Annotated in this window: 9 protein-coding genes and 2 pseudogenes; 4 read left to right on the top strand and 7 right to left on the bottom strand. The window is 68.5% G+C overall.

The features are described from left to right. Window positions 1-90: 90 nt before the first annotated feature. The 3 genes from ACFYZE_RS35930 to ACFYZE_RS35920 form a co-directional block, all read right to left on the bottom strand. Window positions 91-1560, bottom strand: a complete 1470-nt coding sequence (locus tag ACFYZE_RS35930) for an MFS transporter (protein ID WP_389003851.1) — start codon at window positions 1558-1560, stop codon at window positions 91-93. Window positions 1561-1756: 196 nt separating this feature from the next. After that, window positions 1757-1909 carry a hypothetical protein gene (locus tag ACFYZE_RS35925; RefSeq protein WP_389003848.1) on the bottom strand — a complete coding sequence of 51 codons (153 nt, stop codon included), beginning with the start codon at window positions 1907-1909 and terminating at the stop codon, window positions 1757-1759. Between the two features lie 653 nt (window positions 1910-2562). Then, window positions 2563-2733, bottom strand: a complete 171-nt coding sequence (locus tag ACFYZE_RS35920; protein ID WP_037661814.1) for a hypothetical protein — start codon at window positions 2731-2733, stop codon at window positions 2563-2565. A 383-nt stretch (window positions 2734-3116) separates the two neighbouring features. Here ACFYZE_RS35920 and ACFYZE_RS35915 point away from each other — a divergent pair, with 383 nt between their 5' ends. The 3 genes from ACFYZE_RS35915 to ACFYZE_RS35905 all read left to right on the top strand — a co-directional run bounded on the left by ACFYZE_RS35915 (window position 3117) and on the right by ACFYZE_RS35905 (window position 6580). After that, the gene (locus ACFYZE_RS35915; RefSeq protein WP_389003844.1) at window positions 3117-3920 is read left to right on the top strand and encodes a hypothetical protein; all 804 of its coding nucleotides are present in this window, start codon (window positions 3117-3119) and stop codon (window positions 3918-3920) included. 636 nt (window positions 3921-4556) lie between these two features. Continuing rightward, complete coding sequence (locus ACFYZE_RS35910) at window positions 4557-5246, top strand: hypothetical protein (protein ID WP_389003841.1); 690 nt, start codon at window positions 4557-4559, stop codon at window positions 5244-5246. Window positions 5247-5692: 446 nt separating this feature from the next. Beyond that, window positions 5693-6580: a neutral zinc metallopeptidase gene (locus ACFYZE_RS35905; protein ID WP_358939953.1), complete on the top strand. Its 888-nt coding sequence runs from the start codon at window positions 5693-5695 to the stop codon at window positions 6578-6580. A 315-nt stretch (window positions 6581-6895) separates the two neighbouring features. Here the strand turns inward: ACFYZE_RS35905 and ACFYZE_RS35900 are convergent. The 3 genes and pseudogenes from ACFYZE_RS35900 to ACFYZE_RS35890 all read right to left on the bottom strand — a co-directional run. Next, a pseudogene (locus tag ACFYZE_RS35900) lies at window positions 6896-7222 on the bottom strand (restriction endonuclease); the annotation flags it as partial. A gap of 231 nt (window positions 7223-7453) precedes the next feature. Further along, window positions 7454-7609: a hypothetical protein gene (locus ACFYZE_RS35895; RefSeq protein ID WP_389003838.1), complete on the bottom strand. Its 156-nt coding sequence runs from the start codon at window positions 7607-7609 to the stop codon at window positions 7454-7456. Window positions 7610-7746: 137 nt separating this feature from the next. Then, on the bottom strand, window positions 7747-8241 hold the full coding sequence (locus tag ACFYZE_RS35890; protein WP_389003835.1) for a hypothetical protein: 495 nt from the start codon (window positions 8239-8241) through the stop codon (window positions 7747-7749). A gap of 219 nt (window positions 8242-8460) precedes the next feature. On the opposite strand from ACFYZE_RS35890, the pseudogene ACFYZE_RS35885 reads away from it, so the two are divergent. Further along, window positions 8461-8697 (top strand): annotated as a pseudogene (locus ACFYZE_RS35885) (transposase); the annotation flags it as partial. A 386-nt stretch (window positions 8698-9083) separates the two neighbouring features. Here the strand turns inward: ACFYZE_RS35885 and ACFYZE_RS35880 are convergent. Beyond that, on the bottom strand, window positions 9084-10430 hold the full coding sequence (locus ACFYZE_RS35880; protein ID WP_389003832.1) for an IS630 family transposase: 1347 nt from the start codon (window positions 10428-10430) through the stop codon (window positions 9084-9086). Between the last annotated feature and the right edge of the window lie 114 nt (window positions 10431-10544).

Raw genomic sequence — 10544 nt, 5'->3', positions numbered from 1 at the left:
GGAACGACGCGACGACATCCACGAGGCCTTCCTCGGCCTCGCCACCTGCCTGATCACCTACCGCCACGTCCAACGCCTTTGTTAGGACCTCTAAGAGGCAGCGGTACTCGAGAGGTGTTGCGAGTCCTGGCCGGCGGGTTTCTTGCGGGTGGCGTCGCCCAGACGCCGGTCGAAAGCCGTCATGAGAAGGACGACGGTGCCGATGACCATGAGAGCCCATGAGATGTGATGCAGGCCGGTGTCGTCGACACGGTTACGGAAGGCGATGCCGGTGATGGCCGATGAGGCTATGGAACCGACGTATCCGAAGGTGCGCAGTAGCCCCGAGGCGGTGCCGATGGTCTCGGCCGAGGCCTCCCGGTACAGGACGGTCTGGTTCGCCACGTTGCTCGCCCCCGACGTGAGTCCGAACAGCGCGGTGACAGCGACGAGGGCGATGATCGGCGTCCCGGTGGTCAGAAGCAAGGTGGCGACGGCACCCGCCAGCAACAGACCCGCGGAAGCGATGAGCCAGGCCCGGACCCCGCTGCGGCGCGAGGCGATTCGTGCTGTGACGGCCGACAGGGCGCCCATCGGGATGAGGACCAGACCGGCCTGGAAGCTGAGAAGGCCGCGAGCGGCCTCGAGCCACTGAGTCAGCCCGTAGAGAATCACATACGTACCCAGCAGAGTCAGGCCATTGCGCAGGTAGGTGCTGGTCAAAGCGAGGTTCGAGACCAACAGGCGGACGTCCAGGAAGGGGTTGGCCGCCCTGAGCTCCCAGGCGACGAGCGCGCCCGCCAGCACGACTGTCGCGCCCAGAAGGGTCCACTTGGGCTGCTGCAAGTCGTTGAGGAAGACAAGAAGTGTGATCAGGGTACCGGCGAAGACGACCATACCCAGCAGGTCGAGACGCTGGGCCATGGCGCCCAGGGAACGCCCCCGCTCACGGGCCGGGTCCTTGCTGATCCACCCCAGAGCCATGGTCAAAGCCAGCAGTGCAACGGGAACGTTGATCAGGAACGCGGTCCGCCAGCCGAACCACCCGACGAGAAGGCCGCCTACTGCCGGACCGATCGCCACGGTGGCCGCGCCGGCAACCGCCAGCCCGCCGAGAACGCTGCTGGGCGGCTCTTTCAACCCCACCGTCGCAGCGCGCCGACGGATCAAGAGCATCGCCGACGGGTAGCAAGCCGACGTGCCGGCACCGATCAGAACACGGGCGACGATCAAAGGGGCCATGCCCCACGCGAAGCCGCCCAGGATTCCCGCAGCGAGCACGGTGAGGGTGCCGACCAGGAACACCCACCGCGCGCCGAACTCCTCGGCGAGCCGTCCGGCGGCGGGCTGCGCTATGGCGCTGGTCAGGTACAAGGTCGAGATCAGGACCGCGGTCTGGCCGACGGCTATGTGCATCGCCGCGGCGACGGGCACCAAGGCCGTCGCGATCATGGAACTGTTCACCGGGTTCAGTGCGGCGCCCACATACAGCGGTGTCACGAAGCGTGCACCGAAGGGCTTGCCGTCTGCGCCACTTGTCCTGTATCGCCCGGCCGGTTCAGCACCGCCTGTGGCCTTCATTCGAGACTCCCTCACGCGTGTCCCGCCGGTCGGTCCTCAGAGAGAACTCACACCAGGAATTTTAGGCAGGCTACCTGACAATATTAGCAGGCAACCTGCCTATGCGGAGTGAGCGGCACCCGCGGGCCGGTGCTCACGGAACCGGGCGGCGGGCTCCCACCTCGTCCTACGGGCGGTCCGCCAGCGCGCGCCCACCTCACGACCCGTCGTCAGCGCTGGCGTCCTCCCCGTGCGCCAGGTGGTGGGCCACGGCGAATCCCCAGGGGACACCGAGAAGAAGGACGAGGGCGAGACCGAGGACAAAGGGTGCCGGGCGTACGGCGCCGAGTGCCAGGCACACGACGGCCACGACGACACCGAATGTGAGACAGGGCCAACTTAACGCCTGATCATGGTTGTTGAGGTGTCAGTGGCTGGTGGGGGGTGAGTCGGCCTTCGAAGGCGATCTGGAAGGCGTTCAACGGCGCCTTCCAGCGCATCGTCCAGCGGCGCCGCCCCTTGCCGGTTGGATCCAACTACGGCGCCCCGAAGGCGGCGGCCAGCCAGCTGCTTCCAGGTCGGGTAGGTCCTGGGGTACGTCGGGGGAGAGAGTCACCGTGGGGCCCCATGACGGGGCTATCGCGAGCGTCCCGAGTGGCTGTACTGGCTGGTGGGTGCTGTGCCCGTCGACCACCGTGAGCGGGTGGCTGACCTGGGCGCCGGTCGGGATGGAGGGCGTGTTGTGGACATAATCGCCGGGGCAGAACTGCGTGCCCTGGTCACCTGGCCGAACCAGATGTAAGCCCGATAGGCACCGGCCGCGCAGACAGGAGGAGCAGGGTTCCACTGCTGAGTCTGCGGGGCCGGTGCATGACTCACGTACCCTGCGGTGCGTCCGATAAGCCCGAACCCTCCCAACTGCCGCAAGCAAGCCTCTCCTTCACACCAGTGGGCCCGGCCGTGTCGGCCGGGCCCACTCATTGCTCGCGCGTGGCGCGCTCCGCGCGCCGGGTGTCTTTTCGTCTACCAGCGGTACCAGCGGCCCTTGCGGCCTCCGCTGTCCGCGGACCGGACGACGAAGCCGAGCAGCCACACGATGAGCACGATCACTGCGATCCACCACAGTGCCTTCAGCGCGAAGCCCGCGCCGAAGAGGATCAGAGCCAGCAGAAGAACCAGAAGCAGGGGAACCATCGTTATCAACCTCCTGGCCACCGGATGCCCTTACTTCAGCCCTACAAGCACACAAAAGATGAGTTTCTTCCAAGGCGTGATGGGCATATGCGGGCCGCACGCCGCGGACGGTTCCCGCCTTCTCGCACCTCACGCACCAGTGACACGCAGCGTGTATCGCTCAAGCGATGCCGTGGCCTTGGATTCGCCGGGACCGTTACGGGGTCGCGCGTACACCGGACGCCGCTCATGCCGGACCGCGGAGATAGTGCGCGCCAGTCCAGCGCACAACATCCATGAGCTCGGGACGCGGGGCTGCGACGAGGCCCGTATCTTCTAGTCCTCGCCCCACGCGAGCCAGGGCAGGGGGCACAGCGGGGAGCAGGATCCATAGGGGGCGGGCTGTGAGCAGACAAGACCGGGCGGATGCGGTGGACCAGGAGATGGCCAAGCGCCTGCTGCCCGATGAGGCTCTGCGGGCGCTGGCCCGGTGGTGGAGCGAGAACGCTGCAAGGTTCCCCGACAAGACGCCCGGCGCGCACACGGTCCACTACACGCCCAGCCGGTGGACGCAGATTACGCCGTGGCCCTCAGCTCTGGCCTCGACTTCGTGCGAAGGTGACGCCGCGGTGAACCGGGCGCAGGTGACATCGATCGTCCAGGACGCACTGCGGCGCGAAGCCTTCACAGAGGCCCTGGTGGCCACCTATGTGTGGGGGAAGAGCAAGGGCGGCTCCCCCGGCGGCAGCGGACCGGCCACGCTGCGAACGATCCTGGCCGCCGACGATCTGGAAGCGGCACTGGCCGGCGCGGTCACCGCTCTGAGCGAGCACGGCGCACGAGCAGCGTATGCGGCGCTGCGCGGTCACGTTGCCTGGCTCGGGCCTGCCTTTTTCACCAAGTTCCTCTACTTCGCCGGCAAGACCGTGCCGCCGGCGAACGGCCCGAAGCCGCTCGTTCTCGACCGCGTCCTGGCCCGGCGCATGCGATCCCTAGCCTCAGCAGTCGGCCGGGAAACGGGCCACGACCCCGACAGCTCGATCGCCCGCTGGGTCTGGAGAGACCAGGACTGGTCACCCCACCGCTACCAGATCTACCTCTCGTTCATGCACGCCGCCGCCCACCAGGCAGCGTCCACCGACGGCTGGCCGTCCGACACCTCACCCGACCTACTCGAATACGCGCTGTTCAGCACCGCGTGGATGTGAGCCTCAGGTCCGGCACACCTGCCGCATCCCGGCGCGCATCGGCGTACGCCAGACGTTCCCGGTGCGGTCTGGCAGGTGTTCCGGCGCGGTGCCGTGGGCCTCGGCGTGCGCCGGATGAGAGCTCGGGCCCTGTTTGGACTTTCCCATGGCATGGCTTTTGCGTCGACTATTGCGAGCACGGTGAGGTGCGTTCTCAGGGGGGATCATGACCAAACCGACTACGGGCGAATCTGCCTCCGAGGCCATGGCGCGACACAAAGCGGTCATGGCACAGCGGGAGAAGGCACTCAAACTGATGGCGCGCCAGGCGGCCGCCAGGAAGGCCGAGTCCGACAAAGCCAAGTCGGAGAAGCCTGCCACCAGGCAACCGGCGCGCGTAGTACGGGTGGGTAGCAGTGTGCGGACTGTCCCTGGCGGCTTACCGTCTCTCGGGAAGCATCGCTGACCCACCGCGTGGCCAACCTGGCTGCTGTGTCCGGCGGCTAGGCCGCTGTCGTCTCCTCTAGTTTGAGCAGAGGGCGCGGCACACGCTGCTGCCCCGGGCCCGTGGACTCACACGCGGTGAGCTGCGGGGCTGCTTTGTCGGTGGGGGCACGTAGCGTGAGCCAGCACACCGAACTCGCAGCAGGAATCGCCATGCCACGTCTTGGAGAGCAGTCCGCTTCCGTCGCCGTGCCGGCCGTGCGGCAGCGTCGGCCGCGGCGGTCGTCGGTCCGTCACGGCCAGGCGTCGTGCGCCGACTACGGCTGCACCCGCGCCGAGTGCCGCCGGGCAGCACTGCGTGCCCGCCGCCGGCGCGACCAGGACCGCCTGCGCGGTCTGTCCGCCCGTGTCCCACCGCATGCCGCCGCTCGGTGGGCGGTCCGGCTACGCGGGCAGGGCATGTCCGCGCAGGACATCGCCGACCGGGCCGGTCTGTCCGTGACCCTGGTCCGCCGCGTGCTGCGCACCCCGGCAGACTGCCAGACGGTCCGGCACATCGCCCGCACCTCCGCCGAAGCCATCCTCGGCATCCCGCTCCCCCACCGCCGCACCCCCGGCACCCCCGGCCTGACCGACTCCACCGAGGCATCCCGGCTGCTGGCCGACCTGGCCCGTGCCGGATGGCCCGCCACCACACTCGCCCAGCGCCTGGACGTCAACCCACGCACTGTCGCCGAAATCCGCGACAAGCGCCCCCGCCTCCACCTCGACCTGGCCCTGCGGATACGCCGCCTGCACCGCGGCCTGATCAGCCTGGATCCGGCCGGCTACGGCATCCGCCCCACCGACAGCGCCCGCACCCGCGCCGCAGCCGCCCGCCGCACCACGGCGACCGCCGCCTGATCCGGGTAACCCAGGGAGCCGTGGCTGCCCGGGTCCCACTGCGACCACCTCCTGATCAGCCTCCCCTACCTCCAGGGCCCCGGTCTGAAGAAATGCCCGCTGGCCGACGGACACGCCGCATTCCCTGGGTGCTGCCCTTGAACGGCTCTTCGACGAGTACGCGATCGTCCCGACCGACCCGAGGCGGCCGTCCGTCATCTGAACCTCGCGGGCACGGTCCCGGCACCGGCGACAGGCGGGATGCCGCTGCGCGGTCGACGGCATGGAGGGGCCGTCACCGCGCACTGCGGTCCGCCGTTCACCCACAGAGCGGCGCCGCGGCGTCGCCCGCCGGCTCCCCCGAGAGGCGGAGCAAGAAGAGGACGGGATGGGGATGACCTCGTACGGGGTAGGCGAGCGGGACGACGCGGGGCGGTCCGGCGCGCTGCTTGAGGGAGGGTCAACGTATGCAATTCGACGACGATGCTGCTCTGGACACGTCCGAGGTCGAGGACGGTCGGGGAGGTGCGCTGGGCGGGATCCCGGGCGGCGGGAAGACCATCGGCGGGGGACTGGTCGGGCTCGTGGTGCTGGTCGCGTCCGTGCTCTTGGGTGTCGACCCCGGCATGTTCGGCTCGGGCAGCAGCGACACGTCCTCGTCCGGCAAGTCAGCCGCGGACCTCGCGGCGGACTGCCGGACCGGTGCCGACGCCAACCGCAAGGAGGAGTGCCGGATCGTCGCCGTGGTCGACAGCGTGCAGGCATTCTGGAAGCAGACGGAGACAGCCGCCGGCAAGCCCTACCAGCAGGCCCCGACGTTCCTGTTCACCGGCAGTGTGAACACCGGTTGCGGGAACGCGACTTCCGACGTCGGCCCCTTCTACTGCTCAGCCGATGACAAGGTCTATCTCGACCTCGGCTTCTTCAACGACCTGAGCAGCAAGTTCGGCGCCAAGGGCGGCCCGTTCGCCGAGGCCTACGTCATCGCGCACGAATACGGCCACCACTTCCAGGACCTCAGCGGAACGATCTCCCGCGGCAGCGGAAAGGGCCAGAACAGCGGCTCGGTGAAACTCGAGTTGCAGGCGGACTGCTACGCCGGAGTGTGGGCCCACCACGCCACCACCACCCCCGACCCCAAGAGCGGTAAGCCACTGATCACCGACTTGACGAAGGACGACATCAACCGCGGGCTGGACGCGGCCGCCGCCGTCGGAGACGACCGTATCCAGCAGCGCTACCAGGGCAAGGTCACACCCGACACCTGGACCCACGGCTCCGCCAGCCAGCGCCAGCAATGGTTCTCCACCGGCTACCGCTCCGGCCGCGTCGCCAGCTGCAACACGTTCAGCTGACCACACTGACAACCACTGCACGACGCCCGGCTGTGGGCCGCCGCTGGCGGGCAGACCGCGCAGTATGCCGCGCCGCGGTCGGTGGTTAGCGGCCGACACCAAGTGGAAGTGCTGCCTCGACAGGCTGACTGCTTCCAGGGCCGTGCCGTCGCCGCGCAGCTAGAGCAGGCCGTGACCGAGGGCGGCACGGTTGTGCTGGGCCAGGTACTGGCCGGCGGCGACGGAGGTGCGGGTGGCTGCGGTGACCCACACCAGCAGATCCACTTCGTCCCTGTCCTATGTCGCGCGGCCTCCGCCTTCCCCGGAATCCACCGTCTACGAGCGGGCCGGAGGCCGCCGCGGTGGGGGAACAACGCGCAGGAGCTCCCATAGGGGGCGTGATCCTGCAGCCCACTCCCCCAGCAATCGGCGATCCACAAGATGGAGACGCTGCTGCTGAGCGAAGGCGCGGCCGGGCTGGGTGATCCTTCCGTTGGTCACCATGAGCACGACGTCCGCCTTGTGTACCGGGCGACCAGTTCCGTTGAGCACCTGAAGGTCTGGTGTGCCGACCGCTGCGCCGTGGTCTCCGTTCCGGCGGTGCTTGCACTGCAGGACCCAGCGCCTTCCGTAAGGATCTGTGGCCTTGACGTCTGCGCCTAGTAGCTCTCGGATCGGTGACCGCCGTCCGATGCAGTCTCGACGACGCGCCCCCGCTCCCACGCCACCGCTCACCCTCATCGGAGTCCTCGGCGAGCCGGATGACGACCTTCTCGTCGCTGCCGTACAGCCCGACCCCGTCACGCCAGGTACGGCGGGCTGTCGCCCCGTCGGCCCGCTCCCCGGTGACCGCCGGGCCGCCGGCCTCGAACTGGAGGCGGACCAGGTGCGTCGTCACGGCAGCCGTTCCAGGGCGCGGACCTGATGGCGCAGCTCCACCCGGGCCGCCAGCATCCGGCCCGGGCCGGACCAGTACGGGTGAAACAGCAGCCGGCCGGACAGGGCCTGCAAGCGGCGGCGCAGTGCCGTGGTGTACGCCGGGCACGGCACGGCGAGCGCCGCGTACGTCCGTGTCCGGCTTCACCGGCGACCGTCGCCAGGTCCTCACGGCCGCGACGCAGGCCACGACGGGGCCGCGACGAACGGCGGGTTGCCCACGACGGCATCGCGGGAGACGCCCGGTCCGCTCAGGAGCAGGGAACCGCGATCTGGTAGGTGCGCTCCCCCGAGTCGATGGAGGGGCTGTCCGTCCAGTACGCCCCGTTCTGGAAGAACCGCATGCTGACGGTGTACTCGCCGCATTCCGACAGAGTGCCGACGTTGATCATGTCGTCCTTCGAGCCGGTGCGGGACGTCTGGCTGACCAAGTAGGTGTCGTACGACAGCACCTTGCCCTTGGAGTTGCTCACCGTTCCCGTGGCGCGCCAGTTGGCCGGGTAGTTGCTGCTGGCGTTGTACCAGGCGCCGCCCCAGTAGTAGGTGTTCGTGTCGGTCTCGCCCCTGACGTGGGCTTTCTGCGAGGCGTCGACGACGAGGCACACACGGGCATCGGCGTAGGTCCAGTTCTTCGCGCCGTAGTGGCCCTCCCACGGCGTGCAGTAGGTGCCCGCGACCGGCGGCTCCGCGGCAGCCGTCGCCGACGCCGGGGCTCCTTGGAGCAGGAAGGTCGTGATCGCGGCCATGGCCACACCTGTCGCGCGCCGGGCGAGCGCCCGCGTCCGGAGATTCGACAAGGAAGGTCCTTTCGAGTTCAGCAGTGTTCTTGCGCATACCGCCCAACGATCTTCGAAGGCCCGGGGCCACGCCTCTTTCGGGTGGTAGCCGGGAACTTGGTCGACGGCGCAGGCGACCTCGATGTCCTAGACTGCCCAGGGACGTTGGTCAACCTGGTGACGGGTGGTTTGCCGCCGGTTGCGGCCCGGCCCGTCGTCCTGCCCGAGACGATCGTCGTCGACCGGGGCAAGGTCTCCCTCTCCCGGGCCTTCACCGCCGCCTGCGAGACCCTCGGCATCAGCGTCCAGCCCGCCCCGCCGTTCGCTCCCACCGCCAAAGGCATCGTCGAGCGCGCCTTCGGCACCATCAACCACCTGTTCTGCCAGCACCTGCCCGGCTACACCGGATCCGACGTCACCCGCCGCCGCGACGTACACCGGGCGCTGGCCCTCGGTGCGCTCGAGGGCGAACCAGTCCACGGCCTCGCGCAGGAACGCGGCCACGTCCGGCCAGGCCGGCGGGACGTGGACCTCGCGCAGGGTGTCGATCAGGTCCGGGAAGCGGCCCTCGCGGCGGGCCTGGGCGAGGTGGGAGGACAGGCGCCGGTACATCGACGGGGTGTGCGGCAGCACGCCCTCGGAGACCAGCCGGTACATGACCTGGCGCAGCGTGACGCCGCCCTCGTAGCTCTCCACGATCTCCCGTGCCCGATCCACGACGGCCGGCCACCGCACCCGCTCACGCGCCATACCGGTACATGTACCGCTTGATGCCGGGTGCGGCCTAGTGTGATGCGCCGGAAATCGCGGGCTTAAGTTTCTTGCTGGTTTTCGGTGGCTGGCGGAGTGACCTTGTTGAGGTAGTCGGCGAGAGATTTGAGGATCTCGTCGGCGGTCTTGGTCCAGGTGAAGGGCCTGGGGTTCTTCTTCCACGAGTCGATCCAGGCCCTGATGTCATCCTCCAGCGCCTTCACCGAGGTGTGGACGCCGCGACGGATGAGCTTGTCTGTCAGCAGGCCGAACCACCGCTCGACCTGGTTGATCCAGGAGGAGCCGGTCGGAGTGAAGTGGACATGAAAGCGGGGGCGCTTGCCGAGCCAGGTCTTGATCTCTGGGGTGTTGTGGGTGGCGTAGTTGTCGCACACCAGGTGCACATCGAGTCCGGCGGGAACCGCCTTGTCTATCGTGACGAGGAACTTCTTGAACTCGACGGCCCGGTGGCGGCGGTGGAGTTCACCGATGACAGTGCCGTCGGCGATGTTGAAGGCGGCGAACAGGCTGGTGATGCCGTGCCGCAGATAGTCGTGGGTGCGCCGTTCGGGCATGCCCGGCATCATCGGCAGCACCGGCTGCGAGCGGTCCAGCGCCTGAATCTGGCTCTTCTCATCCACGCACAACACCACGGCCTTCTCCGGCGGGTTGTGATACAGGCCGACGACGTCGACGACCTTCGCGACGAACTGCGGGTCGGTGGAGAGCTTGAAGGCATCCTGCAGGTGCGGCTTGAGGTCGAACTTCTTCCAGATCCGCCCGATGGTGGACTTCGACAACCCGGTGCGGGCGGCCATGGAGGCCCGCGACCAGTGGGTGTCCTGGCCCGGGGTGGATTCCAGCGTCGCGAGGACAACGTCCTCGACCTGGTCGAGCAGGATGGACGGCGGCCGACCGGGCCGCGGCTCGTCGACCAGACCGTCCAGCCGCCGCTTCACGAACCGGGCCCGCCAGCGGTTCACCGACTGCTCGCTCACATTGAGTTCGGCGGCCACCTGCTTGTTCGTCCCGCCCTCCGCGCACCGCAGCACGATCCTCGCCCGCAAAGCCAGGAACTGCGCGGTCTTCGCGCGCCTCGCCCAACGCGTCAGCTGAGCCCGTTCATCATCGCTGAGCACCAGCTCCGACTTGCGCCGGCTCGGCCGCGGCTCATCCTCAAGCCCGGCGATCCGCCGGGCAGCAAACCTCGAGCGCCACTTCCTCACCGTGTCCGCGGTTACCTTGAACTCCGCCGCCACACGCGTATTCGGCTTCCCATCCGCGCACGCCAAGACGATGCGTGCCCGCTCGACGAGACGGGGCGCCACCGCCCCGCCCGCCCAGCGCAGCAACTCGGCGCGCTCCTCATCGGACAGCACAACTTCGACGGCACGAGGACCCCGAGACATAAATACAGGCTACAGACTTAGGGGTCCTAACAGAAGTTGTTGATCATGTGACTTTCGGTGTGGAGGGTCGTTGGTCTGGTCGTGGGGAAACGACAGTCGCGGCCTTGGATCGTG

It is taken from the genome of Streptomyces sp. NPDC001796, assembly GCF_042892355.1.
In the GTDB taxonomy this organism is placed as follows: domain Bacteria; phylum Actinomycetota; class Actinomycetes; order Streptomycetales; family Streptomycetaceae; genus Streptomyces.
This window is presented reverse-complemented; position numbering and strand designations above follow the sequence as displayed.